At 69.8% G+C, this 26133-nt stretch carries 25 protein-coding genes; 15 read left to right on the forward strand and 10 right to left on the reverse strand.

Translation table 11 applies throughout. The features are described 5' to 3' along the window. A partial coding sequence (locus ON21_RS10030) for an SDR family oxidoreductase (RefSeq protein ID WP_039797405.1) occupies positions 1 to 746 on the forward strand: 746 nt, incomplete at its 5' end. A 10-nt stretch (positions 747 to 756) separates the two neighbouring features. Here ON21_RS10030 and ON21_RS10035 read toward each other — a convergent pair. The 4 genes from ON21_RS10035 to ON21_RS10050 form a co-directional block, all read right to left on the reverse strand. Continuing rightward, positions 757 to 2001: an RNA polymerase sigma factor gene (locus ON21_RS10035; RefSeq protein WP_174372157.1), complete on the reverse strand. Its 1245-nt coding sequence runs from the start codon at positions 1999 to 2001 to the stop codon at positions 757 to 759. Then, the gene (locus ON21_RS10040) at positions 2002 to 2340 is read right to left on the reverse strand and encodes a YciI family protein (RefSeq protein WP_039797447.1); all 339 of its coding nucleotides are present in this window, start codon (positions 2338 to 2340) and stop codon (positions 2002 to 2004) included. Between the two features lie 14 nt (positions 2341 to 2354). After that, positions 2355 to 2939, reverse strand: a complete 585-nt coding sequence (locus ON21_RS10045) for a dihydrofolate reductase family protein (protein WP_039797448.1) — start codon at positions 2937 to 2939, stop codon at positions 2355 to 2357. A gap of 123 nt (positions 2940 to 3062) precedes the next feature. Further along, positions 3063 to 3878: an isocitrate lyase/PEP mutase family protein gene (locus ON21_RS10050; RefSeq protein ID WP_051020628.1), complete on the reverse strand. Its 816-nt coding sequence runs from the start codon at positions 3876 to 3878 to the stop codon at positions 3063 to 3065. Positions 3879 to 3942: 64 nt separating this feature from the next. On the opposite strand from ON21_RS10050, the gene ON21_RS10055 reads away from it, so the two are divergent. The 7 genes from ON21_RS10055 (at position 3943) to ON21_RS10085 (ending at position 10688) form a co-directional block, all read left to right on the forward strand. Then, positions 3943 to 4650, forward strand: coding sequence for an ArsR/SmtB family transcription factor (locus ON21_RS10055; RefSeq protein ID WP_039797452.1), 708 nt, complete (start codon positions 3943 to 3945; stop codon positions 4648 to 4650). Between the two features lie 137 nt (positions 4651 to 4787). Continuing rightward, positions 4788 to 5846, forward strand: a complete 1059-nt coding sequence (argC, locus tag ON21_RS10060) for an N-acetyl-gamma-glutamyl-phosphate reductase (RefSeq protein WP_039797407.1) — start codon at positions 4788 to 4790, stop codon at positions 5844 to 5846. After that, complete coding sequence (gene argJ, locus ON21_RS10065) at positions 5843 to 7060, forward strand: bifunctional glutamate N-acetyltransferase/amino-acid acetyltransferase ArgJ (RefSeq protein WP_039797408.1); 1218 nt, start codon at positions 5843 to 5845, stop codon at positions 7058 to 7060. Before argC ends, argJ begins: the two co-directional genes overlap by 4 nt. Further along, positions 7057 to 7992, forward strand: coding sequence for an acetylglutamate kinase (gene argB, locus ON21_RS10070; protein ID WP_039797409.1), 936 nt, complete (start codon positions 7057 to 7059; stop codon positions 7990 to 7992). The genes argJ and argB overlap by 4 nt, the downstream gene beginning before the upstream one ends. Beyond that, complete coding sequence (locus ON21_RS10075; RefSeq protein WP_039797410.1) at positions 7989 to 9191, forward strand: acetylornithine transaminase; 1203 nt, start codon at positions 7989 to 7991, stop codon at positions 9189 to 9191. The genes argB and ON21_RS10075 overlap by 4 nt, the downstream gene beginning before the upstream one ends. Next, entirely contained in the window at positions 9188 to 10132 is a 945-nt protein-coding gene (gene argF / locus ON21_RS10080; RefSeq protein WP_039797411.1) for an ornithine carbamoyltransferase, read from the forward strand. Before ON21_RS10075 ends, argF begins: the two co-directional genes overlap by 4 nt. A 40-nt stretch (positions 10133 to 10172) precedes the next feature. After that, on the forward strand, positions 10173 to 10688 hold the full coding sequence (locus ON21_RS10085; RefSeq protein ID WP_051020632.1) for an arginine repressor: 516 nt from the start codon (positions 10173 to 10175) through the stop codon (positions 10686 to 10688). A gap of 40 nt (positions 10689 to 10728) precedes the next feature. Here ON21_RS10085 and ON21_RS10090 read toward each other — a convergent pair whose 3' ends face one another. Further along, a complete protein-coding gene (locus ON21_RS10090; RefSeq protein WP_174372158.1) occupies positions 10729 to 12633 on the reverse strand; it encodes a glycoside hydrolase family 15 protein in 1905 nt (634 codons plus the stop codon). A gap of 154 nt (positions 12634 to 12787) precedes the next feature. Beyond that, on the reverse strand, positions 12788 to 13219 hold the full coding sequence (locus tag ON21_RS35715; RefSeq protein ID WP_051020634.1) for a hypothetical protein: 432 nt from the start codon (positions 13217 to 13219) through the stop codon (positions 12788 to 12790). Between the two features lie 456 nt (positions 13220 to 13675). Between ON21_RS35715 and ON21_RS10100 the strand changes: the two genes are divergently transcribed. After that, a complete protein-coding gene (locus ON21_RS10100; protein WP_157170777.1) occupies positions 13676 to 14596 on the forward strand; it encodes a diacylglycerol/lipid kinase family protein in 921 nt (306 codons plus the stop codon). On the opposite strand, the gene ON21_RS10105 is transcribed toward ON21_RS10100, so the two are convergent. Next, entirely contained in the window at positions 14564 to 15259 is a 696-nt protein-coding gene (locus ON21_RS10105; RefSeq protein ID WP_083880521.1) for a phosphatase PAP2 family protein, read from the reverse strand. The two genes, ON21_RS10100 and ON21_RS10105, sit on opposite strands and share 33 nt — an antisense overlap. A 284-nt stretch (positions 15260 to 15543) precedes the next feature. On the opposite strand from ON21_RS10105, the gene ON21_RS10110 reads away from it, so the two are divergent. Together ON21_RS10110 and argH are read left to right on the forward strand one after the other, a co-directional pair. Next, positions 15544 to 16746: an argininosuccinate synthase gene (locus ON21_RS10110; RefSeq protein ID WP_039797412.1), complete on the forward strand. Its 1203-nt coding sequence runs from the start codon at positions 15544 to 15546 to the stop codon at positions 16744 to 16746. Between the two features lie 567 nt (positions 16747 to 17313). After that, positions 17314 to 18723 (forward strand): argininosuccinate lyase, encoded by a 1410-nt coding sequence (argH, locus tag ON21_RS10115; RefSeq protein ID WP_039797413.1) that lies wholly within the window; start codon positions 17314 to 17316, stop codon positions 18721 to 18723. A 33-nt stretch (positions 18724 to 18756) separates the two neighbouring features. Here argH and ON21_RS10120 read toward each other — a convergent pair whose 3' ends face one another. Next, positions 18757 to 20022, reverse strand: coding sequence for a cytochrome P450 family protein (locus tag ON21_RS10120; RefSeq protein ID WP_157170778.1), 1266 nt, complete (start codon positions 20020 to 20022; stop codon positions 18757 to 18759). A 121-nt stretch (positions 20023 to 20143) separates the two neighbouring features. Between ON21_RS10120 and ON21_RS10125 the strand changes: the two genes are divergently transcribed. Further along, entirely contained in the window at positions 20144 to 20467 is a 324-nt protein-coding gene (locus ON21_RS10125; RefSeq protein WP_039797416.1) for a DMT family transporter, read from the forward strand. Between the two features lie 24 nt (positions 20468 to 20491). Here ON21_RS10125 and ilvA read toward each other — a convergent pair whose 3' ends face one another. Then, positions 20492 to 21712 carry a threonine ammonia-lyase gene (gene ilvA / locus ON21_RS10130; protein WP_039797417.1) on the reverse strand — a complete coding sequence of 407 codons (1221 nt, stop codon included), beginning with the start codon at positions 21710 to 21712 and terminating at the stop codon, positions 20492 to 20494. 30 nt (positions 21713 to 21742) lie between these two features. Continuing rightward, positions 21743 to 22912, reverse strand: a complete 1170-nt coding sequence (locus ON21_RS10135) for a serine hydrolase domain-containing protein (protein ID WP_039797419.1) — start codon at positions 22910 to 22912, stop codon at positions 21743 to 21745. 186 nt (positions 22913 to 23098) lie between these two features. Between ON21_RS10135 and ON21_RS10140 the strand changes: the two genes are divergently transcribed. The 3 genes from ON21_RS10140 (at position 23099) to ON21_RS10150 (ending at position 26126) form a co-directional block, all read left to right on the forward strand. Beyond that, positions 23099 to 23821 (forward strand): GntR family transcriptional regulator, encoded by a 723-nt coding sequence (locus tag ON21_RS10140; RefSeq protein WP_039797421.1) that lies wholly within the window; start codon positions 23099 to 23101, stop codon positions 23819 to 23821. 86 nt (positions 23822 to 23907) lie between these two features. Then, positions 23908 to 25398: an NCS1 family nucleobase:cation symporter-1 gene (locus tag ON21_RS10145; RefSeq protein WP_039797460.1), complete on the forward strand. Its 1491-nt coding sequence runs from the start codon at positions 23908 to 23910 to the stop codon at positions 25396 to 25398. Next, a complete protein-coding gene (locus ON21_RS10150) occupies positions 25398 to 26126 on the forward strand; it encodes an aspartate/glutamate racemase family protein (protein WP_039797422.1) in 729 nt (242 codons plus the stop codon). The genes ON21_RS10145 and ON21_RS10150 overlap by 1 nt, the downstream gene beginning before the upstream one ends. Positions 26127 to 26133: the final 7 nt, after the last annotated feature.

The following is a 26133-nucleotide window of genomic DNA, read 5'->3' on the forward strand; positions in this document are numbered from 1 at the left end:
TGCAGCCGGGCGGCGGCTTCGGTCACCGCAAGAAGCTCGTCGTCGTCGGCGGCGCGTCGGGCATCGCGCGACAGATCGCGCGGGACGCCGCCGCCGAGGGCGCGGACGTGGTGCTCGCGGGCCGGGACGAGCAGGCCATCGCCGCCGCGCGGCGGCAAGTACTGGAAGAGACTCGCGGTCGCGCGGCGGTCGAAGCTCGGCGCATCGATCTCGGCGACGAAGGCTCCATCCGCCGGGCAGCCGAGGAAATCGGTGAACTGGACTATCTGGTGTCGGTGGCGGCGGCACACGCGAACGGTCCCGTGCCCGAGCTGGATCGGGCCGCGGTCGTGCGGGCCTTCGACGCCAAGGTGATCGGTCCGATCCTGCTCGGCAAGCACTTCGGCGCGCGGTTCCGGGCGGGCGGTGCGTTCCTGCTGTTCTCCGGGGTGGCCGCGTGGCGACCGGTGCCGGGTCGGACGGTGATGGCCGCGGCCAATGGCGCGGTGAGTTTCCTCGCCGAGGCGCTTGCGGTGGAGCTGGCGCCGGTGCGGGTGAACGCGCTGTCGCCGGGCATCGTCGACTCGGGCGCCTGGGACGGTTTGGGCGAGCGGAAAGATCGCTTCCTCGCGGAGGTCGCGGCCCGCAATCCGGCGCGCCGGGTGGGCAGCACCGGCGATATCTCGGCCGCGGCGCTGCTGGCATTGACCAACCCGTTCCTGACCGGGACGACCCTGCACGTCGACGGCGGAGGTCGCCTGGCGTGAGTGGAGGCGGTCAATCGCTCCGGCGTGGCTCCCCGCCGAGTTCGTCGCGGCGGCGCGTCAGGAAATCGTGTTCGGCCGCGTTCTCGGTGCGGACGATGGCGGCGTCGTAGGCGGCCGCGGCCTCGTCGGTGCGGCCGAGGCGGGTCAGCAAGTCGGCGCGGATGGCATGGAACAGGTGGTAGCCCGCCAAGGGCAGGGCGTCGACCTGTTCCAGAGCCGTTGCCGGACCGTGTACTTCGGCCACCGCGACCGCGCGGTTGAGGGCGACGATCGGACTCGGCGTGAGCGCGGCGAGCTGGTCGTAGAGCCGCAGGATCTGGGTCCAGTCGGTCGCCGCGGCTTCGGGCGCGTCGGCGTGCACCGCGTTGATCGCCGCTTGCAGCTGATACGGCCCCGGTCGGTTGCGGCGCAGGCACTGCCGGACGAGTGCGTGCCCTTCGGCGACAAGGCCGCGGTCCCACCGGCCGCGATCCTGTTCCGCGAGGGGGACCAGGGAGCCGTCGGCCCCCGTGCGGGAGGCCCGACGGGACTCGCTCAGCAACATCAGTGCGAGCAGGCCGGTCACCTCGGGCTCGTCCGGCATCAACTCCGCCAGCAACCGCCCGAGGCGGATCGCCTCGGCGCAGAGGTCGGCCCGGACCAGCCGTGCGCCGGAGGAGGCGGTGTGGCCCTCGGTGAAGATCAGGTACACGACGGCGAGCACCGACCGCAGCCGGGCGGGCAGCTCGGCGTCGGCGGGCACCCGGTAGGGAATTCGGGCGTCGCGGATCTTGCCTTTGGCGCGCACCAGCCGCTGCGCCATGGTCGTCTCGGAGACGAGGAACGCGCGGGCGATCTCGGCGGTGCCGAGGCCGCCGAGCAGCCGGAGGGTCAGCGCCACCTGCGCTTGTTGCGCCAGCGCGGGGTGGCAGCAGGTGAAGATCAACCGGAGGCGGTCGTCGCGCACGGCGCTCACGGGCTCCTCCGGTTCGTCCTGGGCGTGCAGCAGCGCCGCCTGCGCGTGCCGGTCCGCGCGGGAGGCCTCGCGGCGCAGGCGGTCGATCGCCCGGTTGCGCGCGGTGGTGATGATCCAGCCCGGCGGGCTCGGCGGGAGACCGTCGGCGGGCCAGCGCTGGACAGCGGCGGTGAACGCGTCCTGCACCGCGTCCTCGGCGACGCCGATGTCGCCGAAGACGCGGATCAGGCTCGCGACCGCACGGCCGTAGTGCTCGGCGAACACCGCTTCGATCGCCGAGCCCGTCACGGGTTCGCCCATCTACTCGTCCCGGATCGGCCGGACCTCGACGGGCAGGCCGACCACGGTGGTGAGTTTGCGACCCCACTCCAACGCCTCGTCCAGATCGGCGGCGCGGATGACGGTGAACCCGCCGATGTGCTCCTTGCCCTCGATATACGGGCCGTCGGTGATGAGCACGTCGTCGCCGCGGGCGTGCAGCACCGTCGCGGAGCCGGGCGCGTGCAGGCCCGCGGCGAACACCCAAGCCCCCGCGGCTCGCATCTCGTCGTTCAGAACCGCGAGATCGCGCATGATCTCGTCCAGGTTCGCCGGTTCGCCTTCGTCGGGCTGGTAGATGCCGAGCAGGTAGTGCTTCATCGCGTCGTCCTTCCTCATCCGCGCCGGTAGGTGATGATGACGACGCCGGTGCCCGTCGTCACGGTGTCGACCGGCCGCAGGCCGAACGGTTCCCCACCGTCGAACAGGCGACGGCCGGTGCCGAGCACCAACGGATGGATCAGCAAGAGGTACTCGTCCACGAGATCGTGCCGCATCAGCGAGCGCAACAGGTCACCGCTGCCGAGCACCACCAGATTCCGGTCCGGCTGCCGCCGCCGCAATTCGGGTACCGCTGTCGCGGCGTCGCCGCCGAGCCAGGTCGAGTTCTGCCAGGCCAGCGGCCCGCTTCCGGTACGCGAGGCGATGATCTTCTCGGTCTTGTCCAGCGCGTCGGCCATCGGATCGCCGACCTGTCGCGGCCAGTATCCCGCGAAATCCTCGTAAGTGCGCCTGCCCAGCAGCAGCGCGCCCCGGTTGGCCGCCATGTGCCTGCCCATGACCTCGGCCTGCACCGGGTCGTCGTTCCGGTGCGCCCAGCCGCCGTGGGCGAACCCGTCCCTGGTGTCCTCGTCGGCTCGTCCCGGCGCCTGCATGACGCCGTCCAGGGTCAGGTGCTCCACCGCGATGATCCTGCTCATCTCCGCTCCTTCCGCGACCGGCGCGGCGCCGGTCTCACCACCTACACGAACGGACGACCGACGGATCGACAGCGGCACGGCGAATTCTTTCCGCCCCGCGCGCGACGGGGCCGGATTCGCTGGTCAAGAGTCGGCGGGCGCGGGCAGGAGGCGTTGGATGTCGGAATAGCTCACGATGCCCGGCGCGACGGGGGCGTCGTGCCGCAGCGCGCGGGCGACGTCCATCGCGGCCGACAGCGCCGCGCGGTAGAGCAGCGATCCGGTGCTGATGCGGCGCACGCCCAGGCTCGTCATCGTCCCGATATCGGGACCGGTGGCCGAATAGAGGACATTGACCGGCAACTCGGTCGTCGTCACGATCCGCTCGATGCGGGCCGGGTCGGCCAAGCCGGGAACGAACACACCGTCGGCTCCGGCGGCGGCGTACCGTCGCACGCGCTCGTGCGTGGAGCCGTGATCGAGACCGAGCCAGTAGGTGTCGACGCGAGCGTTGACGAACAGATCCGGCGTGCGGTCCTTGATCGCGCCGATCAGCGCGGCATGGTGGCGCGGGTCGGCCAGAGCGGATCCCCCGCGGCCGTCTTCGAGGTTGACGCCCGCGATCCCACCGGCGGCGAGCTGTTCGGCGAAATCCGCGACCGCTTCGGGCCGCTCGTCGAACCCGCCCTCGATGTCGACGGTGATCGGGACGGGCAGCCGACCCAGGCTGCGGGCAACGGCCGACGTCTCCTCCTTCGTGACGCCCGCGCCGTCGGTGCGCCCGGCCGCGGCGGCCACACCCAGGCTGGTCGTGCCGATCGCCGGGAATCCCTCGGTGGCGAGCAGTGCCGCCGAAGCGAAATCCCAGGCGTTCGGTAGTAGGAGGGGGCGGTCGCCGTGATGCAGGTCGCGGAAGATCTCGAATTTGGTCGGCGTGCCAGCCGGAGCAGATCCAGTCATGCCGTGACCGTAGCCACGGGACGTTTCGGCGCCCGCCGAAACGACCGCGCGCCATGATGAGGTGGTGTCCGACCGAGGAGCCGAACTGGCGGGCCTGGCCGCCCTGCTCGCCCACCGCACCCGCGCCGATATCTGCCTGGCGCTGGTGGACGGCCGGGCCTGGACCGCGGGCGAGCTCGCACGGCACATCGGTATCGCGCCGTCCACCGCCACCGAGCACTTGGACCGGCTGCGCGACGGCGGATTGGTGATCGAGCACCGGCAGGGCAGGCACCGCTACGTCCAACTGGCCGGTCCGCAGGTCGCGGAGCTGCTCGAGGCCATGGTCGCCCAGGTCGATCCGCGCCGCCGCCCGGCGACCGGCTTGCGTGCCGTCACGGTCGCCGCCGCCCTGGCTCGCGGTCGCACTTGCTACGACCATCTCGCGGGACGATTGGGCGTGGCGATCACCGACGCCATGACCGCACGCGGGCTGCTCGACGCGACCGGAGGATTCGCGCTCACCGGACCAGGTCTCGAGTGGCTGACCGGACCGATGGGCGTCGACCCCGCCGCGTTGCGCGCCACGCGGCGGCCGGTGGCCCGGCCCTGTCTCGATTGGACCGAACGCCGCGTGCATCTGGGCGGTGCGGCGGGCGCGCAGCTGTGCAACCGCATGATCGATCTGGCGTGGATCGAGCGCGTCGGTAGCGGACGCGCCGTTCGGGTCACGACCCGGGGCGAGGCCCGGCTGGTGGACACGCTCGGCATCGCCTCTGAACTACTGCGCTGACCTGCGGCGGACCGGGGGGCGACTCGATACCGCGGACCCGCCCGTTTTGTCCCGTGCGGCGGCGGGTATCTGGTGGTCGTGACCGCGTCCGGCGACCAGGCTGTGAATGAGCTTGCATAGTCATGCATAATCATCACATGGTTGATTCCACGGTCGGACCCGTCGTGCGGGTCGCGGTAGCCGGTGCCAGCGGGTACGCGGGCGGCGAAGTGTTGCGTCTGCTGCTGGGGCATCCGGCCTACCGAACCGGGCGCCTCGTCATCGGGGCGCTGACCGCGGGCTCCAATGCGGGCACCACGCTGGGGGAGTTGCAGCCGCATCTGCTGCCGCTGGCCGATCGGGTGCTCGCGCCGACCACGGCAGCCGAGCTGGCCGGGCACGATGTGGTCTTCCTCGGCCTTCCGCACGGCCAGTCCGCGGCCATCGCCGCCGAACTGCCCGAGTCCACCGTGATCATCGACTGCGGCGCCGACTTCCGGCTCACCGACCCCGAGGCTTGGGAGAAATACTACGGCAGCCCGCACGCGGGCAGCTGGCCCTACGGCCTGCCCGAGCTGCCCGGCGGCCGGGAGAAGCTGCGCGCGGCGACCCGGATCGCGGTCCCCGGCTGCTATCCGACCGTCGCCAGCCTCGCGCTGGCCCCCGCCGTCGCCGCGGGCATCGTGGAGCCCACCGTGCACGTGGTCGCGGTGAGCGGCACCTCCGGCGCAGGCCGCAAGCTGGACATCGGGCTGTTGGGCTCGGAGGTGATGGGTTCGGCGCGGGCCTACGGGATCGCGGGCGCGCACCGGCACACGCCGGAGATCGCGCAGAACCTCTCGGCGGCCGGTGGCACGGACGTCACCGTGTCCTTCACCCCGGTGCTCGCGCCGATGCCGCGCGGCATCCTCGCCACCTGCACCGCGCCGACCCGCGTGGACGCCGCGCAGGCCCGCGCGGTCTATGAGAAAGCCTATGCCGACGAGCCTTTCGTGCACCTGCTGCCGGAGGGCGTGCTGCCGCAGACCGGATCGGTGCTCGGCTCCAACGCGGTCACCCTGCAGGTGGCCGTGGACGCCGACGCGGGTCTGCTCGTGGTGATCGGCGCGATCGACAACTTGACCAAGGGCACCGCGGGCGCCGCGGTGCAATCGATGAACCTGGCCCTCGGATTCGAGGAGACCGAAGGACTTTCCACCGTAGGAGTGGCACCGTGACGTCGACCGACACCGCCAGCGGCAAGCTGGTCCGCACCCAGGGCGTGACCGCACCGCTCGGCTTCCGCGCGGCGGGCATCGCCGCGGGCATCAAGGCCAGCGGCAAGCCGGACCTGGCGCTGGTGTTCAACGAGGGGCCGGAGTACCCGGCCGCGGGCGTGTTCACCCGCAACAAGGTGAAGGCGGCTCCGGTGCTGTGGTCGCAGCAGGTGCTGACCGGCAAGCGGCTGCGCGCGGTGATCCTCAACTCCGGCGGCGCCAACGCCTGCACCGGCCCCGGCGGTTTCCAGGACACGCACAAGACCGCCGAGGAACTCGCCGCCGCGCTGAGCAATTGGGGCACCGAGACCGGGGCGGGGGAGATCGCGGTCTGCTCGACCGGGCTGATCGGCGACCGGCTTCCGATGGACAAACTGATTCCCGCCGTCACCGAGATCGTGCACGAGATGGGCGGCGGCCTCTCCGGCGGCTCGGACGCCGCCTGGGCCATCATGACCACCGACACCGTGCCCAAGGAAGCGGCGTTCCATCATCGCGACAAGTGGAACGTCGGCGGCATGGCCAAGGGCGCGGGCATGCTGGCCCCGTCGCTGGCGACCATGCTGGTGGTGCTCACCACCGACGCGGCGGTGACCGCCGATCAGCTCGACCACGCCCTGCGCAACGCCACCGCGCGCACCTTCGACCGGCTCGACGTGGACGGCTCCTGCTCCACCAACGACACCGTGCTGCTGCTGGCCAACGGCGCCAGCGAGGTCAGCCCGAGCCAGGAGGAGCTGGACGCCGCCGTGCTCGCGGTCTGCGACGATCTGGCCGCCCAGCTGATGGCCGACGCCGAGGGCGTCACCAAGCGTGTGCTGGTCACCGTCGCTGGCGCGGCCTCCGAGGACGAGGCCGTGGCCGCGGCGCGCACCGTCGCCCGCGACAGCCTGGTCAAGACGGCGCTGTTCGGGTCGGACCCGAACTGGGGCCGGGTGCTCGCCGCGGTCGGTATGGCGCCGGTGACATTGGACCCCGACCGGATCTCGGTCTCCTTCAACGGCAAGCCGGTGTGCGTCGATGGCGTCGGCGCGCCCGGCGCACGCGAGGTCGATCTGTCCGGCGCCGACATCGAGGTGCTGATCGACCTGAACGTCGGCTCCGCGCGAGCGACCATCCGCACCACCGACCTCTCGCACGGTTACGTCGAAGAGAACTCGGCCTACAGCTCATGACCAGCGAGGTGCTGCACAGGCTTTCGGCGCTGGACAAGGCGCACGTCCTGGCCGATGCCCTGCCGTGGTTGCAGAAGTTCCGGGACAAGATCGTCGTCGTGAAGTACGGCGGCAACGCCATGGTCGACGACGAGCTCAAGCGTGCCTTCGCCGCCGACATGGCGTTCCTGCGCACGGTCGGCGTGCACCCGGTGGTTGTGCACGGCGGCGGCCCGCAGATCAGCGCGATGCTGAAAAAGCTCGGGCTGCAAGGCGAATTCCGCGGCGGCTTCCGGGTGACCACACCCGAGGTGATGGACGTGGTGCGGATGGTGCTGTTCGGTCAGGTCGGCCGCGAGCTGGTCGGCCTGATCAACTCGCACGGCCCGTACGCGGTCGGCATCTCCGGCGAGGACGCCGGGCTGTTCACCGCGACCCGCCGCACCGTGGAGGTGGACGGCGAGCCGACCGATATCGGCCTGGTCGGCGACGTCACCGAGGTGAATCCGGATGCCGTGCTGGACCTGATCGGCGCGGGCCGCATCCCTGTCGTGTCGACCATCGCGCCCGACGCCGACGGCGTGGTGCACAACATCAATGCCGACACCGCCGCCGCGGCCCTGGCCGAGGGCATCGGCGCCGAGAAACTGGTGATGCTCACCGACGTCGAGGGCCTGTACACGAACTGGCCGGACCGGTCCTCGCTCACCTCCAGCATCGATACCGAAGCGCTTGCCGAGTTGCTCCCGCGCCTCGATGCGGGCATGGTGCCGAAGATGGAAGCCTGCCTGCGCGCCGTGACGGCCGGGGTGCCCACCGCGCATGTCATCGACGGCCGGGTCCCGCACGCCGTGCTGCTGGAACTGTTCACCGGAGAAGGAATCGGAACGATGGTGACCCCCGCCCCGCTCATCCCGAACGGGTCCGGCGCACCGAACGGAACGAAACAATGAGCACAGCTGATTTGCAGCAGCGGTGGTCCGCCGCGCTGATGAACAACTACGGCACGCCGAAGGTCGCCCTGGTGCGCGGCGCGGGTGCCGTGGTCTACGACGCGGACGGCAAGCGCTACGTCGATTTCCTCGGCGGCATCGCGGTCAACAGCCTCGGGCACGCGCACCCGGCGATCCTGGAGGCGGTCACCCAGCAGCTGGGCACGCTCGGGCACGTGTCGAATCTGTACGCCAGCGAGCCGGTCGTCGAGCTGGCCGAGCGGTTGCTCGCGCATTTCGGCGACGGTGAGGGCCGGGCGTTCTTCTGCAACTCCGGCACCGAGGCCGTCGAAGCGGCGTTCAAGATCGCCCGGCTCACCGGGCGGCCCAAGCTCGTCGCCTGCGAGGAGGCCTTCCACGGCCGCACCATGGGCGCGCTCGCGCTCACCGGGCAGCCGTCCAAGCGGACCCCGTTCGAACCGATGCCGCCCGGCGTCGTACACGTGCCCTACGGCGACGCCGCGGCGCTGGAGGCGGCGGTCGACGAGGACACCGCGGCGGTGTTCCTGGAGCCGATGATGGGGGAGAGCGGCGTGGTGGTGCCGCCGTTCGACTATCTGGCCAAGGCGCGGGAGATCACCGCCCGCAAGGGTGCGCTGCTGGTGCTGGACGAGGTGCAGACCGGCATCGGCCGCACCGGGAAGTTCTACGCCCACCAGGCCGTCGGCATCGTGCCGGACGTGATCACCCTGGCCAAGGGCCTCGGCGGCGGACTGCCGATCGGCGCGGTGCTGGCCACCGGGCGGGCGGCCGATCTGCTCACCCCCGGCATGCACGGCACCACCTTCGGCGGCAATCCGGTGTGCGCCGCGGCGGCGCTCGCGGTGCTGCGCACCATCGATGAGACCGATCTGCTCTCCCACGTCGAGTCGGTGGGCAAGCGGCTCAGCGACGGCATCGAGCTGCTCGAGCATCCGCTCATCGAACGGGTGCGCGGTGCGGGCCTGCTGCTGGGCATCGTGCTCACCGACGAGGTGTCCGCGCAGGTCGAGGCGCGGGCGCGGGAGGCGGGCTACCTGGTCAACCCGGCCAAGCCCGATGTGATCCGGCTGGCCCCGCCGCTGGTGCTCACCGAGACCCAGGCGGACAATTTCGTCGCCGACCTGCCGGGGATCCTCGATGCCGCGCTCGCGGACGCGAAAGGGGCTGCGGCGCAATGACTTCCGTGCGGCATTTCCTGCGGGACGACGATGTCAGCCCGGCCGAGCAGGCCGAGATCCTCGCCCTCGCGGCCGAACTCAAGAAGTCGCCGTTCGCGCGGCGTCCGCTCGAGGGTCCGCGCGGCGTCGGGGTGATCTTCGAGAAGAACTCCACCCGCACCCGGTTCTCCTTCGAGATGGGCATCGCCCAGCTCGGCGGCCACGCGGTGGTCGTCGACGGCCGCGACACCCAGCTGGGCCGGGAGGAGACGCTCGGCGACACCGGCCGCGTGCTGTCCCGCTACGTGGACGCCATCGTGTGGCGCACATTCGAGCAGTCCCGGCTGGACGAGATGGCTGCCACCGCGACCGTGCCGGTGGTCAACGCGCTGTCCAATGAGTTCCATCCCTGCCAGGTGCTCGCGGACCTGCAAACCCTCGCCGAGCACAAGGGCGACCTGACCGGCCGCGAACTGGCCTACTTCGGCGACGGCGCCAACAACATGGCGCACTCGCTGCTGCTCGGCGGCGTCACGGCGGGTCTGAACGTGACCATCGCCGCGCCCGCCGGGTTCGAACCGCAGCCGTGGGTGGTGGAGGCCGCGCGCAAGCGGGCCGCCGAGACCGGCGCGACCGTCACGGTGACCGGCGATCCGGTCGCCGCCGCGTGGGGCGCCGATGCGCTGGTCACCGACACGTGGACGTCCATGGGGCAGGAGAACGACGGCCTGGACCGGGTTGGTCCGTTCCGGCCGTTCCAGCTCAACGCCGAACTGCTCGCGCACGCCAAATCCGATGCGGTCGTGCTGCACTGTCTGCCCGCGCACCGCGGCGAAGAGGTCACCGACGAGGTGCTCGACGGGCCGCACAGCGTGGTGTGGGACGAGGCGGAGAACCGCCTGCACGCCCAGAAGGCGCTGCTGGCCTGGCTGCTGGAGCGACGATACGGGGGCTCGGTGTGAGCGGTCGGGCCAGGAGGCGGCAGCGGGGCGAGGCGCGGTCGTGAGCGTGTCGCAGTCGGAATCGGGACGAAGCGGCCCGGCCATCGCGCGCACCCGCGCCGGGCGGCAGTCACGCATCATCGAACTGCTGTCGGCGCACGCGGTACGCAGCCAGACCGAACTGGCGGCGCTACTCGCCGCCGAGGGGATCGAGACCACCCAGGCCACGCTGTCACGCGACCTCGACGAACTGGGCGCGGTGAAACTGCGCGCGGCCGACGGCGGCGCGGGCGTCTACGTGGTGCCAGAGGACGGCAGCCCTGTCCGCGGCGTTACCGGCGGCACCGACCGGCTGTCCAAACTGCTCGGCGACCTGCTGGTCTCCACCGACGCCAGCGGCAACATCGCGGTCCTGCGCACCCCGCCCGGCGCGGCCCACTACCTGGCCAGCGCCCTGGACCGCGCGGCCCTGCCGTACATCGTCGGCACCATCGCGGGCGACGACACCATCGCCGTCATCGCGCGCGAACCCCTGACCGGTGCGGAAGTAGCCGCGAAGATCGAACAACTAGCCTGATCCGTCCCCGACTCCGTGATGCGGAAACGCTTCATGTTCCTCACTGCCCGAACTGATCCCTGGGTTGGCGTAGCTGTCCGGCCACCAGGTCGAGGACGGTCGTCGGACGCAGCCCGCCCGGGAGTTGGAAGACCGCTCCAGGTCCGAAGTTGAGGGCGGCGTCGAGGTCGAGGGCCGCCTGGATGAGGGCGAGGTGGGTGAAGGCCTGAGGGAAGTTGCCGATCTGGCGTCCACTCGGGTCGATCTCCTCGGAGTACAGCCCCAGGTGGTTGGCATACGTCAGCATCTTCTCGAAGGCGTACTGGGCCTCCTCCAGGCGGCCTGCGCGGGTCAGGGCGGCGACGTAGAAGAACGAGCACAGCGAGAAGGTCCCTTCCGATCCCCGCAGGCCGTCGGGCGAGGCGCTCGGGTTGTAGCGGTAGACCAGGCTGTCGGTGACCAGTTCTTCGTTCATCGCGTCCAGCGTGGACAGCCAGAGCGGGTCCTTGGGGGCGACGAAGCCGACCAGGGGCATCAGGAGGTTCGAGGCGTCGAGGACCTGGGTGCCCGGGTGCTGGGTGAAGGCGCCTCGCGAAGGGTTCCAGCACTTGCTCATGACCTGGTGGGAGATGGCGTCACGCGTGGATGCCCACCGCCGCACGTCGCCGGGCCGTCCTCGGGACTCCGCCATGCGAATGCCCCGCTCCAGGGCCACCCAGCACATCACCCGGCCGTAGGTGAAGTCCTGTCGTCCGCCGCGTGTCTCCCACACGCCCTCATCGGGCTGGTCCCAGTTCTCACACAACCAGTCCAGGATCTTCGTGAGCTCGAGCCAATCCTCGTAGCCGACCGCCTGGTACGGCTCGGCCAGGGCTATCGCGTCCATCACCTCGCCGTAGATGTCGAGCTGGAGCTGGCCGGCCGCCCCGTTCCCGATCCGTACCGGGCGAGACCCCCGGTAGCCTTCGAAATGGTGCAGGGTCTCCTCGGTCAGATCCGAGGACCCGTCCACTCGGTACATGATCCGGAGCGGCCCGGAGTCCCCGCCGACCTGCTCCGAGACCCGATCGGAAACCCATTTCAGGAACGCCGTCGCCTCATCGATGTACCCAAGGCCCAGCAGCGCGTAGACCGACGCCGAGGCATCCCTGATCCAGGTGTAGCGGTAGTCCCAGTTCCGCTCACCGCCGAGCTGTTCGGGAAGACCGACGGTCGGGGAAGCGACGAGCGCACCTGTCGGCGCGTAGGTCATGAGCTTGAGCGACATGGCTGAGCGATGAACCATCTCCCGCCACCGACCGTGGTAGGTGCACTTGCCGAGCCAGCCCCGCCAGAACCTGACGGTGTCTTCGAACAGCGCCATCGCCTCACCATGGGATACCGGCTGTGGGGCTCGGCTTGCCGCGGTCTCCAACAGGAACCCCCTGATCTCACCGGCCTCGAGGCTGAAGTCGAGTCGGACACCGTCGTCACGCGCGCGCTCCACGCCTGCGGCGCCGTGCAGAACGACGTCCTGCCCGTTCGCGCGAAAGACGGCGCCTTCACTCGTGAGTGACACCTCGTGGAGCTGCCGGGCGAAGTCGAAGCGCGGCTCGCACTCCAACCGGAAGGGCATTTCACCCCGCAGGCACCGCACCACCCGAACGATTTTGTGGTTCTGGCTCACTCTCGTCGGCTGGTCGACGGGCATGAAGTCGATGAGTTCCGCGATCCCGGCGTCGCTCATGAACCGGGTGATCAGGCACGCCGACTGCGGGAAGTACATCTGATTGGTCATGGTGTCGTCACGTGTCGACGTGATCCGGAACCGTCCTCCCTTTCGCGCGTCCAGGAGGGAGGCGAAGATGCTCGGGGAGTCGAAGCGCGGGGCGCAGAAGAAATCGATCGCCCCGTCCTTCGCGACGAGGGCGGCCGTCTGCAGGTCTCCGATGAGGCCGTGATCGCTGATGAGGGCGTAGTCGCTCACGTCGGGCTCCTTTGTCGGCTCGAAGACGACAGGTTGTGTGCCGACCCCACTCCGGGCGACCGGCCTGACGGGCGACCGGCGCGGTCCGCCCACCAGCAGGGTCGTCCCACTGGCCACTCGGACAGCCGGCCGATGGCGGATCGCGCATCCGTGTCTAGGGGTTTCGGGAGGCCGCTTTCGCGCACTCGCCGGCGTACTTGCGGGCGTCCAGAGCATCCAGGACCGCGAGCCGGGCGTTGTCGACGACCCATCCGGCGTAGGCGATCGCGTCGGACGCATCGGCCTCTGCGAAGTCGGCATCCGCCGCGGCCATGTTCGCGTCGATCCGGTCGTTACGTTTGTCGATCTTGGCCTTGACGTCCTCCATCTTCGCGCTGGCGTCGGCTCTTATCTGGGCCCACTTGCCCTGCTTCCGGCCTGCAGTCTCACCGACCTTCCGCTCGGCCGCCGTTCCTTCGAGATCGACCTGCGCCTGCCCGATGCGTTGCTCCAGCTTCTGCCGCGACTCGTTGGCCGCGACCTGCACTTGCGCGAGCCCGGCTGAGGTCCGCTTCTCCAGGCTCTCGAACTGCGTGAGTAGATCCATTGGTCCTCCCTCCCGGGGTTGTGGTACGTCGGCAGGCTTCCGGGCAACTGCTCGACGACTCCTCCTTCCAGCAACTCACACAGCTACGAGCAGCGCATCACCCTCGCCGGATGAGACTGACGAGGTTCGTCCACGAGGTGCACACATGAGCCGAGGTATCCGCTGGTCAGGGGCACATTTCTTTCGTCGTCGTACCGGGTCGCCGTGGACCGGGACGTAAGATACGGAAGTGTCAGGGTCAGCAACCCGCCAAGGGGGGCATGACGTGTCAGTCCGATGCCGACGAGCGGCCGACGATGTTCCGCGGAACCCGACCAGTGGGGTCTGCGAAGGCAACCCGAGGTCGCCATCGGTAGCTGGTGGCAGCCGGGGGAAAGCATCATGACCTTCCCCCCGAGGCCCCGGCCGAGCAGCGGCCCGGCCGAGCAGAGATCGGCCCGTGGTGGCTGGAGTGCCGTGGACCCACCGCTACGGCCGGTGTTGTTTGTCAACCCGAAGTCGGGCGATGGGGCGGCCGGCCGCGCGAGGGTTGCTGAACGGGCACGGGATCTCGGGATAAGGGTGGTCGTTCTCGATCCCGGCCAGAGCCTCACCGAGCGCGTCGAGGAGGCGGTGCGGCAGGGCGCGGACGCGCTGGGGATGGCTGGTGGCGACGGGTCCCTCGCGGTCGTGGCAGCGGCCGCCGCCGCGCAGGGTGTGCCGTTCATCTGCGTCCCAGCCGGGACGCGTAACCACTTCGCGCTCGACCTGGGAGTGAATCGGCAGGACGTGGCAGGTGCGCTCGACGCGTTCACCGATGGGGTCGAGCGCCGGATCGACCTGGCAGAAGTGAACGGCCGCGCATTCGTGAACAACGTTTCACTCGGGATCTACGGTGAGGCGGTCCGCCATCCGGCCTATCGCGACGCCAAGGTCCGCACTCTGATGGAGACGGCCGATCGGGTGGCAGGCCCCGGTGGAAGGACACCGGCGCTGCACCTCGTCGACGACGTAGGCCGGCAGCACGCTCAGCTGGCCGTTGTGCTGGTTTCGAACAATCCCTACGCGTTGGGCCCTCCTGTCCCGGGCAGTCGCCCGTCGCTCGAGAGCGGCCTACTGGGCATCGTCGTTCTCGACGCGCCGGATGCCAGGCGGCATCCGCCAGGGCGCGCTTGGAGCGCACCGGACTTCGAGGTCTTCGCCCCCGCGCCCGTGCACGCAGGTATCGACGGCGAGCCAGTGGTGCTGAACGCGCCGCTCAGGTTCGCCATTCGCCCGGCAGTGCTCCGCGTGCGCATCTCGTCGCGGCATCCTGGCGCAACACCCTCCGCTCGTCTGCGACCCACAAGGGCTCGGAACAGCGCTTCACCGTCCGTCCGCCGGCAGGCGGCGGAGTAGTCGGCCGGGGACGACGCCTTCGCGCCCTGGCGACCGATATCTGCGGTCGCGGACGCCCGCCATCATGGCCGACGTTCCGGCTCCGACGACCGAGCCGAGCACCACGTCACCGGGGTAGTGCACGCCAGTGTGAACCCTCGAATACGCCACCCCACCGGCGAGCAACCGGATCGGCACTGCCAGCGCCGGGTAGTGCCGGCCCACCGTATAGGCGAACGCGAAAGCCGAGGCGGCGTGACCGGACGGGAAGGACGCGGACTTCGGCATGGGAACGAGACGGGTTTCGAACGGCTCCGGGTCGGGTCGCTCCGGACGCCGCCGATGGGCGAGAGGCTTGAGGCCGAGATTCACGGTCGCTGACGTCGCACCGATCGCGAGCACACCTTCGAGCGCCACCCGGCGGCCACGTCCACCTCCGAGGGCGGCGATCACCGCGGCGATACCGAGCCACAGACGTGAGTAGTTCGCCGCCTTCGAAAGCCGGCGAAAGGCATCGTCCAACTGAGGCGTGGGAGTCAGCGCCACGGCTCGGTACGCCGCTCGGTCGACCGCTCCCAGCTCGCGCAACGCTTCCGCCCACGGGGACCTCGCACCCCGCTGGTCCTCGACCTTCCTCGCGATGGCGTCCCCGACCGTCTGCTGCTCGTCGATCCGCTCCGGCATACGGTGATAGTAGATCGGCCCGCTCATTGCAGCGCGTGCGTGGCCGAGCGCTGGTGGGCAGCGGCGACCTGCCCGCACCACCGAATCTCACACTCGGTGTGTCAGGTCGACCCCGTGGACACCGACCCCAATTGTGAATGGCCTTGCATCATCGTGCATAATCATTTGCAGAACGACGCGAGCCGGTCCAGGCTGGTCTCGAGGCGTCGGGGCCGGGCTTCCCACCGCTCGGACACCCGCCATACTGCTGATACACCTATCGAACATCGAGGAGCACACAGAACATGTCCGAGCGCGTCGTACTCGCCTACTCCGGTGGTCTGGACACCTCCGTCGCGATCAGCTGGATCGGCAAGGAGACCGGCGCCGAAGTGGTGGCCGTGGCCATCGACCTCGGCCAGGGCGGCGAGGACATGAACGTGGTGCGCCAGCGCGCCCTGGACTGTGGCGCCGTCGAGGCGATCGTGGTCGACGCCCGCGACGAGTTCGCCGACCAGTACTGCCTGCCCACCATCCAGGCCAACGCGCTGTACATGGGCCAGTACCCGCTGGTGTCGGCGATCAGCCGTCCGCTGATCGTCAAGCACCTGGTCGAGGCCGCCAAGTTCCACGGCGCGAGCACCGTCGCGCACGGCTGCACCGGCAAGGGCAACGACCAGGTCCGCTTCGAGGTCGGCATCGGCGCGCTCGCGCCCGACCTGAACGTGATCGCCCCGGTTCGCGACTACGCCTGGACCCGGGAGAAGGCCATCGCCTTCGCCGAGGAGAACGCGCTGCCGATCAACGTCACCAAGAAGTCGCCGTTCTCCATCGATCAGAACGTCTGGGGCCGCGCGGTGGAGACCGGGTTCCTCGAGGACCTGTGGAATGCCCCGACCAAGGACGTCTACGACTACACCTCCGACCCGACGGTCAACTTCGAGGCTCCCGACGAACTCATCGTCACCTTCGACAAGGGCGTGCCGGTGGCCATCGACGGCCGCCAGGTCAGCGTGCTCGAGGCGATCGTCGAGCTGAACCACCGCGCGGGCCGCCAGGGCGTCGGCCGGCTGGACATGGTGGAGGACCGCCTGGTCGGCATCAAGAGCCGGGAGATCTACGAGGCCCCGGGCGCCATCGCGCTGATCACCGCGCACCAGGCCTTGGAGCACGTCACCATCGAGCGCGAGCTCGGCCGCTACAAGCGGCAGGTCGAGCAGCGCTGGGGCGAGCTGGCCTACGACGGCCTGTGGTTCTCCCCGCTCAAGCGCGCGCTGGACGCCTTCATCCTGGACACCCAGCAGCACGTCTCCGGCGACATCCGGATGGTGCTGCACGGCGGCTCCGCCGTGGTCAACGGCCGCCGCTCGGAGCAGTCGCTCTACGACTTCAACCTGGCCACCTACGACGAGGGCGACACCTTCGACCAGTCCCTGGCCAAGGGCTTCGTCCAGATCCACGGCCTGTCCTCCAAGGTCGCCGCCCGCCGCGACCTGAACCAGAAGTAGGCCTCCAGGCGTGCCGGTGCCGCAACGAGCACCGGCCCCGCCGACAGCTCCCGCGAAGGGTGGCCTCGAACCAGAATTCGCGCTGCACCGCCTCGACTTCGGCGGCGGTGGGGTAGGTAGGAGTGTGGCTTCCCGTGGTCTCGAATCGCGTTCGGAGTGTGCTGACAGGGCGACAGTGCGCCCCGAAAGCATCGCCCCGGCGCGCGAGGCCGCTCTCGGCAGCTGGTGTCGAGCAACCACCGAAGCTGTGTCGAGCAGGAACGACTCGACCCGCGCGCCGACACAACAACTGGTTCCTCGGGCCAACGCAACGACTGAGTCGCGAGTCAACACACCAGTTGATCCCGCAAACCAACGCACAACTGATCTCGCGAATCAACGCACCAACTGATCTCGCGAATCAACGCACCAACTGATCTCGCGAATCAACGCACCAACTGATCTCGCAAGAACATGGGTAACTCACCGGGTACGCCCAAACCCGACCGACACCCAACGCAAGACCTGAACGCAAACCGACCACCCACCCAACTGGTACGGCCTGAATACCCGGAGAGGCGGAACAGCATGAGCACGAACCAAGGTGCGCTCTGGGGCGGGCGATTCGCCTCCGGACCGGCCGAGGCCATGGCCGCGCTGAGCAAGTCGACCCATTTCGACTGGGCGCTGGCCCCCTACGACATCCGCGCGTCGAAGGCGCACGCGCGGGTGCTGCACAAGGCCGGGCTGCTCTCCGACGCCGACCTGTCCGGCATGTTGGACGGGCTGGACCGCCTCGCGGCGGACGTGGCGTCCGGCGCGTTCGGCCCCGCCGAGTCGGACGAGGACGTGCACGGCGCGCTGGAACGCGGTCTGATCGAACGGGTCGGCGCCGAGCTCGGCGGCCGGTTGCGGGCGGGGCGTTCGCGCAACGACCAGGTGGCCACACTGTTCCGGATGTGGCTGCGCGACGGCGTGCGCCGGGTGGCCGCGGGCGTGCTGGCCGTGGTCGACGCGCTGGTGGAGCAGGCTGCCGCCCATCCGGACGCGGTGATGCCCGGCAAGACCCACTTGCAGGCGGCGCAGCCGGTGCTGCTGGCTCACCATCTGCTCGCGCACGCCCATCCGCTGCTGCGCGACCTCGACCGGCTGCGCGACTTCGATCGCCGCGCGGCGGTGTCGCCCTATGGTTCCGGCGCGCTGGCGGGCTCCTCGCTCGGTCTCGACCCGGATGCGATCGCGGCGGAACTGGATTTCGACGCGGCCGCCGCCAACTCGATCGACGCCACCTCGGCGCGGGACTTCGCCGCCGAGGCCGCGTTCGTGCTGGCCATGATCGGCGTCGACCTGAGCCGGATGGCCGAAGAGGTGATCCTCTGGAGCACACCGGAGTTCGGCTATGTCACGCTGGCCGATGCCTGGTCCACCGGCTCGTCGATCATGCCGCAGAAGAAGAACCCGGACGTCTCCGAGCTGACCCGCGGCAAGGCGGGCAGGCTGATCGGTAATCTCACCGGCCTGCTGGCCACCCTCAAGGCGCAACCGCTTGCCTACAACCGCGACCTGCAGGAGGACAAGGAACCCCTGTTCGACTCGGTCGCGCAGCTGGAACTGCTGCTCCCGGCCATCGCGGGGCTGGTCTCGACGCTGACCTTCCACACCGATCGCATGGCCGAACTCGCGCCCGCGGGTTTCACGCTGGCCACGGATATCGCCGAATGGCTTGTCCGCCAGGGCGTTCCGTTCCGGGTCGCGCACGAGGCCGCGGGCGCCTGCGTGCGCGCCGCCGAGGCCCGCGTCGTCGGTCTGGACGAACTGACCGACGAGGAGTTCGCCGCGATCGACCCGGCGCTGACCGGGAAGGTGCGCGAGGTGCTCACCGTGCAGGGCTCCATCGCGTCCCGCAACGCCCGGGGCGGCACGGCCGGTGTCCAGGTCGCGGCGCAGCTCGCGGAGGTGCGCGAGGCGGCGGGTGCGGCGCGGGCCTGGCTGGACTGAACCCGGGCTGCGCCTGCTGTCGCGCGCCTCGGCCTATCCGACGACGGTGATGTCGGCTCCGCTGAACAGCAGATCGCTACGGCGCCGGGTGCCCGCACCGAACCGCGGCGCCGGTTCGGCCTGCGGCGTCAGCTCGCGCAACTGCCGGAGAAACACCTCGACCGCCAGCGTGGCCATGCTCTTGCCGGGACAGACATGTCTGCCGAACCCGAAGGTCAACGGCAACTTGCCGGTCCTGTCCAGCGCCAGGCAGTCGGGGAACGCCTCCGGGTCGCGGTTCGCCGCGGCGAACATCACGAGCAACGGCCCTGCGGGCAGCCGCGTGCCGCTGGACAGCACGACCGGCGTTCTGGCCTGACGTTTCCATGCCACCAGTCCCGGATCGAGTTGGAGGATCTTCGCCGCGACGCGTGTGCCGCCGTTCGGCTCGGCGAGCAGATCCCACCAGACGCGGTCCGGGTCGCCGAGCAGTCGCTGGACGCCTTGCTGAATGCTGCCGCTCACCGTGTGCACTCCTGCGGCCAGTGAGTTCGCCATGGCCGACACCGCGATCCGATGGGAGAGCCCGGCGTCACGCAATGTGCGGGCGAACCCGGTCGCCTCGCTGCCACGGCCCTCCCGCACCGCTCTGCCGCTCACGGTGAACAGCCAACCGAGCGCGCTCACCGCGTCGGCCAGTTCGCGTCCGCGCATCATCCGGCCGAGCAGTCCCGATTGCGCTCCGCTCCAAGCGGCCACGTTCGGCCAGTCCGATGCGGGCAATCCGACCGCCGCGCCGACGGTCCGGGCGGCATAGCCGATCGACAACGCGGTCACGTCCAACGGCGAGCCGGGCCGGAATCCCGCGTCGCGCACCGCCGCGTGGAAGTGCTCGACCATCGTGGCGGCCCGGGCGGGCCGATCGGCGGGGGAGATGGTGAAATGCCCGGCAGGCCCCGCCATGGTGTTCCACACCCGCTTGTGCAACAGGTCGTCGGACAGATTGGCGGTCGCCTTCGCCGGTGGCGGAACCAGGTGGCGGATGAAATGCGGGATGGCGCGGGGCGTCGCCGCGATGCGCGCGTAACCGACCAGGGGGTCCAGCGAATTCGCGTTGGAGATGCCCGGCGTCGTCGCGTCCAGAACCTCGCGCACGTCGTCGTACTTCCAGATCATCCGAAGCCCGGACCGGTGCGCGTAGCTCGGTTCCGGCCACTCGTGCAAGCGCCGGTACCTCTCGTCGCGCTCGGCGTACGGCAACTCGTTGCAGGTCACTTCGTCGAAGGGAAAACCGGTCACCGCAACGTTCGAGCTACGCATCGGCCGAGCGTATCGCCACGTCGACTCCGGGCGCCGGTCCGCGAATCCCCGGCACTGGGAGGGCCGGTGCCCACCGCTGCCGGGGCCGAGGCCGCGTCGCGGCGGTGACTAGGCTGCGAAAATGACCTTGTTGCTGCTCGCCTTGGCCATCGCCTCCGAGGTGACCGCGACCGTTTCACTGAAACTGTCCGACGGATTCACGAAACTCGTCCCCTCGATCTTGGTGGTCGTCGGCTATTGCGCGGCGTTCTTGTTCCTCGCCCAGGCATTGAAGCGGGGCATGCCGATCGGGGTGGCCTACGGCATCTGGTCGGCGGTCGGCGTCGCCGCGATCGCGCTGATCGGCGTGCTGTTCCTGAACGAGCGGCTCACCCTCGTCCAGGTCGGCGGCATCGGGCTGGTGATACTCGGCGTGCTGGCCCTGGAACTCGGCGGCGCGCACTGACCTCCGGTCCGATGGCTCGCCGCGTCATTCCGATACTCGGACGCCGTATCCCGCGTTCGCCAGGGCGGTGAGCACGTCGTCGCGATGATCGGAACCTCGTGTCTCCAATGTGAGCGCCACTTCGACCTCGTCCACCGCCAGCCACGTCCCGGTTCGGGAATGCGCCACGTCGACCACACTGGCGCCCGTCTTACCCACCACCGCCAGCAGCGCCCCCAGGGCACCGGGGCGATCGGAAATCGTCACGCGTACCGCGAGATAGCGACCTGCCGCGCTCAGGCCGTGCCCGATCACCCGGGTCAGCAGCAACGGGTCGATATTGCCGCCGGACAGGATCGCGCAGACCGGCCCGCGCAGGTCGAGTTCCTCCGGCGCGCGGCTCATCAGAGCGGCGACCGCCGCGGCGCCCGCGGGCTCGACGATCAGCTTCGCGCGTTCCAGGCACAGCAGCAGCGCCTGCGACAGCGCTTCCTCGTCCACCGTCACGATCTGCGAAACATGCTGGGCCACATGATCGAACGGCACTCGGCCGGGCTGTCCGACCGCGATGCCGTCGGCCATCGTCGACATCCGCTCGACCCGGACCGGGCGGCCCGCCGCCAGTGAGTCCGGCCAGGCGGCCGCTTCGGCCGCCTGTACCCCGATGACGCGGACCTCCGGCGCCAGATGCCGCAGCGCGACCGCGACCCCCGCCAGCAGCCCTCCGCCGCCGGTGGGCACGAGCACCGTGCCGACCTGCGGCAGCTGTTCGGCGATCTCCCGGCCGACGGTGGCCTGGCCTGCCACGATATCGGGATGGTCGAACGGATGGATCAGCGTCGCGCCCGACCGGTCGGCGAAATCCAGGGCGGCCTCCAGTGATTCGTCGATCGTCTCGCCCACCTGGCGGACTTGCGCGCCATACGCCTTGGTCGCCGTCACTTTGGGCAGCGACGCACCGACCGGCATGAACACCGTCGACGCGATGCCGAGCGAAGCCGCCGACCACGCGACGCCTTGCGCGTGGTTACCCGCGCTCGCGGCCACGACGCCGCGCTCGCGCGCCTCCGGTGGCAGATTCGCGATCCGGTTGTAGGCCCCGCGCGGCTTGAACGAACCGGTGCGCTGCAAGTTCTCGCACTTCAGCCACACCTGAGCGCCCACACGCTCGGACAACACTCGCGAGGCCAGCAGCGGCGTGCGCCGGATCACCGGGTCCAGCAGCCGTGCGGCCGCCGCGATCCGCGGCATGTCGACCGTCTCCATATCGCCATGCTGCCACTCGGGCGGGCGAGATCAGGCGGCTGCGGCGAGGTTGTGGGCCAGCGCGCCCAACCGCGCCAGGCGCGCGTCGCCGAGCGGGGTGATCCGGCTGCCGAGGCGATTGGTGACGAAGCCGAGCGACATCCCGGTCGCCGGGTCGGCGAAACCGCCGGAGCCGCCGAGGCCGAAATGGCCGAAGGCCGAGATCGGTTCGGCCTTGGACGGCTTCATCGGCACGCCGTGGTAACCCAGGGCCCACGGAATGCGGAAGGCCAGCACGTAGTCGGGGGTGAACACTTGCCGCCGGGTGATCTGCTCGATGGTGTCCGGGCGCAGCAGCTGGTAGCCGTCCAGTTGTCCGCCGTTGGCGAGCGCGCCGTACACGCGGGCCAGCGCGCGGGCGGAGAAGACGCCGTTGAGGCCGGGCATCACCGAATCGTGCAGGCGCGGATCGGCCACCAGCTCGGCGAAACCCACCGGGGTGGTGTCGGCCGCGGCCGCGAAACGGGTGCGGGCGAGCATCCGGGAACCGCGCTCCCAGCTCATACCGGCGACCGTCAGGCGCGGGAAATTGGTGGCGATGCGCCCGCGCTCGGAAGCCGGGACGCGAAACCAGAGTTCCTCGGCCGCGATCGGTTGCGCGATCTCGCTGCGCAGCACTTCGGTGAAGTCCGCTCGGGTCACCCGGCGCACCAGCTCCGCGGCGAGGTGCCCGTAGGTGATGCCGTGGTAGCCGCTGGTGATCTTGTGCCGCGGATCGGGCGCGGCGGCCGCGAGCGCCGCGGTGACCGCGGCGTCGTCGAAGAATCGCTCGACCGGGCCGGGCAGCAGCCCGCGCAAGCGATGCAGCCCGGCCCGGTGGGTCAGCATGGCCCGGACGCTGATGCGCTCTTTGCCCGCCGCCGCGAACTCCGGCCAGTAGGTCGCGAGCGGCTCGTCGTAATCGATCAGGCCGCGCTCGGCCAGACGATGCACCAGCGTGCTGGCGATCCCCTTGCCGGTCGAGAACGCCATCGCCACGGTGTCGTGCGCCCACGGGACATCGGGATGCGCGTATCCGGCCCAGACGTCGACCACCGGCTCGCCGTGCAAGTAGACCGCCAGCGCGCCGCCGCCGTCGGACGGACGCCGGAACAACCGGTCGAACTCCGCCACCAATCGCGCGAAGCGGCGATCTACGAACTGCCCTGCCGAAACTGTCATCGGAACCCTGTGTCTGTCTCTCAGCGCCTACGGCGTCGCGAACAATCCAATGCTAGGTGCCGTCGCGCCCGAGACCGGTGGGCGGGACCGTTCCCCACCACGCGACCGGTCGGTTCTGTGAGAAGACGTTTCCTGACCGTCACACGGTTGACCGGAAACGCAACACGCTTCTCCTAGCGTGTTGTCATGCCCCCGAGACGACGTTCGGCGCTGCTCGCGAGGTTGGTCGTCGATACACCCGGCCGCCCACAGATCATCCTCGGCGAATTACGCCGGGTGATCCTCGACGGAGCGGTGCCGCCCCGCACGGTCATCCCGCTGCGCGAGGTGGCGGAACTGTTCGGGGTGAGCCATATTCCGGTGCGCGAGGCGCTCAAGACGCTGATCGGAGAAGGGCTTGTCATGCACGAGCCGCACGCCGGCTACACGGTGGCGCAACTGACCGCCGCGGAATTGCGCGAAATGTACATCGTGCGGGAGACCCTGGAGACGGCCTCGCTCGCCGCGGCCGCCAGGAACCACTCCGCCGACGACCGCGCGGAGCTGCTGGAGGTGAACGCGAGCCTGGAAGAGGCGATTCGCGAGGACGACCCCGCCGCCTACCATCGCAGGTCGCGCACCTTCCACGTGGCGCTGACCCGCCCGTCGCGCATGTTCCGGCTGCTGCACATGCTCGAATCGGCATGGAACGTCACCGAGCCCGTGCAGTCGATGGTGCACATCGGCCGGGCCGACCGGGTGCGGCTGCACACCGATCACGCGTTGATGCTGGACGCGTTCCTGGCCCGGGACGTCGAACGCCTGCTGCTCGTCGCCGAACAGCACCATCGCAGGCTGGAATCGGTGATCGCGACCTTGCCCACGGATACCGGGCTGCTCGCGCCGGAAGATATATCTGCCGCGCAATAGCCGGGCAATAACCGCGCAATGGACGGGCAATAGCCGATTCCTACCGTCGTTTCGATCACAGTTTCACCCTTCGGATGGGAAACGCCATGACCGAAACCATCGCTCCACCCGCGCCCGTGCGGAGCACGACCGCTCCCGTCGACTACGACCCGCGGCTCACCAACGACGACCTCGCGCCGCTGCGCAAGCAGAACTGGGGCTCCTACAACATCTTCGCGTTCTGGATGTCCGACGTGCACAGCGTCGGCGGCTATGTCACCGCGGGCAGCCTGTTCGCGCTCGGTCTGGCCGGCTGGCAGGTGCTTGTGGCCCTGCTGATCGGCATCACCCTGGTGTATTTCTTCTGCAACCTGGTGGCCAAGCCCAGTCAGGTGACCGGCGTGCCGTATCCGGTGATCTGCCGCAGCGCGTTCGGCGTGCTGGGTGCCAACATCCCGGCGATCATCCGCGGGCTGATCGCGGTGGCCTGGTACGGCATTCAGACGTTCCTCGCCTCGGCGGCACTGGATGTCGTGCTGGTGAAGTTGTTCCCGTCGCTCGCGCCCTACGCGGTGGCGAGCGATTACGGGTTCCTCGGCCTGTCGCTGCTCGGCTGGGGCAGCTACCTGACGCTGTGGGTGGTGCAAGCCTGCGTCTTCTGGCGGGGAATGGAGTCCATCCGCCGATTCATCGACTTCTGCGGACCCGCGGTGTACGTGGTGATGTTCGTGCTGTGCGGTTACCTGATCGCGAAAGCCGGTTGGGGCGCCATAGATCTGAACCTCAGCGCCGTGCGATACACCGGATGGGACTCGGTGCCGGTGATGCTCGGCGCAATCGCGCTCGTGGTGTCCTACTTCTCCGGGCCGATGCTGAACTTCGGGGACTTCTCCCGGTACGGAAAGTCCTTCGCGGCGGTGCGCCGGGGCAACCTGCTCGGTCTCCCGCTGAACTTCCTGTTGTTCTCGTTGCTGGTGGTGATCACCGCCTCGCTGACGGTGCCGGTCTACGGTGAGCTGATCACCGACCCGGTCGCCACGGTGGCGCGCATCGACAGCACCTTCGCGATCATGCTCGGCGCGCTCACCTTCACCGTCGCCACCATCGGCATCAACATCGTCGCGAACTTCATCTCGCCCGCCTTCGACTTCTCGCACGTGAGCCCGCAGCGCATCAGCTGGCGCGCGGGCGGCATGATCGCCGCGGTGGGCTCGGTGCTGATCACGCCGTGGAACCTCTACAACAACCCGGAGGTCATCCACTACACGCTGGAGGTGCTCGGCGCCTTCATCGGCCCGCTGTTCGGCGTGCTCATCGCCGACTACTACCTGGTACGCAAGCAGCGCGTGGTGGTGGACGACCTGTTCACCATGTCCAGCGGCGGCCGCTATTGGTATCGCGGGGGATACCACCCGGCGGCGGTGATCGCGACGGCGATCGGTGCGCTGGTCGCCGTCGTACCGGTGCTGGCGAAGGACGTCACCGGGATGTACACCGCGGCGCAGTACAGCTGGTTCATCGGCTGCGGTCTCGGCTTCGCGGCGTACTACCCGCTGGCCACCCGGACCGGGCGGGCAGAGCGGGAGAGCGCGGCCTGATGCGCATCCGTGTGGTCAATCCGAATACCACCCGGGCGATGACCGACACGATCGAGCAGTGTGCCAGGGCCGTCGCGGGTCCTGGCACACTGCTCGACGCGGTGACCTCGGAGATGGGACCGGCTTCGATCGAGAGTCATTACGACGAAGCGCTGAGCGTCCCCGGCCTGCTCGCCGCGATCCGGCGGGGCGAGGCCGAGGGCGTCGACGGCTACGTGCTGGCCTGCTTCGGCGACCCGGGTCTGGACGCCGCGCGCGAACTGGCCGGGGGACCGGTGATCGGGATCGCCGAGGCCGCCATGCATACCGCCGCCCATCTCGGTCGCGGGTTCAGCGTGGTCACCACGCTGGGCCGGACCGTCGGCCGGGCGGCCGATCTGGCGGAACGTTACGGGATGCGGCGCTTCTGCCGCGGCATCCACGCCTGCGAGATCCCGGTCCTCGCTCTCGACACCGATCCGGACGCGCGCAAGATCGTCATCGAAGCGTGCCGGGAAGCGGTCGAGGCGGACGGGTCCGACGTGATCGTGCTGGGCTGCGCGGGGATGGCCGATCTGTGTGCCCAGGTACGCGCCGAGGTCGGCGTGCCGGTGGTGGACGGTGTGGCCGCGGCGACGCTGACCGTCCAATCGCTGCTCACGCTGGGTCTGCGCAAGTCGGGTCGGGGCGAGTTCGCCGCACCGCCGCCCAAGCCGTACACCGGCGCGCTGCGATCCTTCGGCGCCTGAGCGGGAG

This window comes from Nocardia araoensis NBRC 100135 (genome assembly GCF_000308435.1).
GTDB lineage: Bacteria > Actinomycetota > Actinomycetes > Mycobacteriales > Mycobacteriaceae > Nocardia > Nocardia araoensis.

Coding starts and splice junctions, on each gene's coding strand:
- ON21_RS10150 (WP_039797422.1), top strand. CDS start 25,398: ATGCGCATCCGTGTGGTCAATCCGAATACCACCCGGGCGATGACCGAC.
- ON21_RS10040 (WP_039797447.1), bottom strand. CDS start 2,340: ATGAAGCACTACCTGCTCGGCATCTACCAGCCCGACGAAGGCGAACCG.
- ON21_RS10105 (WP_083880521.1), bottom strand. CDS start 15,259: ATGCCGGAGCGGATCGACGAGCAGCAGACGGTCGGGGACGCCATCGCG.
- ON21_RS10075 (WP_039797410.1), top strand. CDS start 7,989: ATGAGCACAGCTGATTTGCAGCAGCGGTGGTCCGCCGCGCTGATGAAC.
- argH (WP_039797413.1), top strand. CDS start 17,314: ATGAGCACGAACCAAGGTGCGCTCTGGGGCGGGCGATTCGCCTCCGGA.
- ON21_RS10120 (WP_157170778.1), bottom strand. CDS start 20,022: ATGCGTAGCTCGAACGTTGCGGTGACCGGTTTTCCCTTCGACGAAGTG.
- ON21_RS10125 (WP_039797416.1), top strand. CDS start 20,144: ATGACCTTGTTGCTGCTCGCCTTGGCCATCGCCTCCGAGGTGACCGCG.
- ON21_RS10110 (WP_039797412.1), top strand. CDS start 15,544: ATGTCCGAGCGCGTCGTACTCGCCTACTCCGGTGGTCTGGACACCTCC.
- ON21_RS10145 (WP_039797460.1), top strand. CDS start 23,908: ATGACCGAAACCATCGCTCCACCCGCGCCCGTGCGGAGCACGACCGCT.
- ON21_RS10050 (WP_051020628.1), bottom strand. CDS start 3,878: ATGACTGGATCTGCTCCGGCTGGCACGCCGACCAAATTCGAGATCTTC.
- ON21_RS10035 (WP_174372157.1), bottom strand. CDS start 2,001: ATGGGCGAACCCGTGACGGGCTCGGCGATCGAAGCGGTGTTCGCCGAG.
- argF (WP_039797411.1), top strand. CDS start 9,188: ATGACTTCCGTGCGGCATTTCCTGCGGGACGACGATGTCAGCCCGGCC.
- ilvA (WP_039797417.1), bottom strand. CDS start 21,712: ATGGAGACGGTCGACATGCCGCGGATCGCGGCGGCCGCACGGCTGCTG.
- argC (WP_039797407.1), top strand. CDS start 4,788: ATGGTTGATTCCACGGTCGGACCCGTCGTGCGGGTCGCGGTAGCCGGT.
- ON21_RS10135 (WP_039797419.1), bottom strand. CDS start 22,912: ATGACAGTTTCGGCAGGGCAGTTCGTAGATCGCCGCTTCGCGCGATTG.
- ON21_RS35715 (WP_051020634.1), bottom strand. CDS start 13,219: ATGGATCTACTCACGCAGTTCGAGAGCCTGGAGAAGCGGACCTCAGCC.
- argB (WP_039797409.1), top strand. CDS start 7,057: ATGACCAGCGAGGTGCTGCACAGGCTTTCGGCGCTGGACAAGGCGCAC.
- ON21_RS10140 (WP_039797421.1), top strand. CDS start 23,099: ATGCCCCCGAGACGACGTTCGGCGCTGCTCGCGAGGTTGGTCGTCGAT.
- ON21_RS10045 (WP_039797448.1), bottom strand. CDS start 2,939: ATGAGCAGGATCATCGCGGTGGAGCACCTGACCCTGGACGGCGTCATG.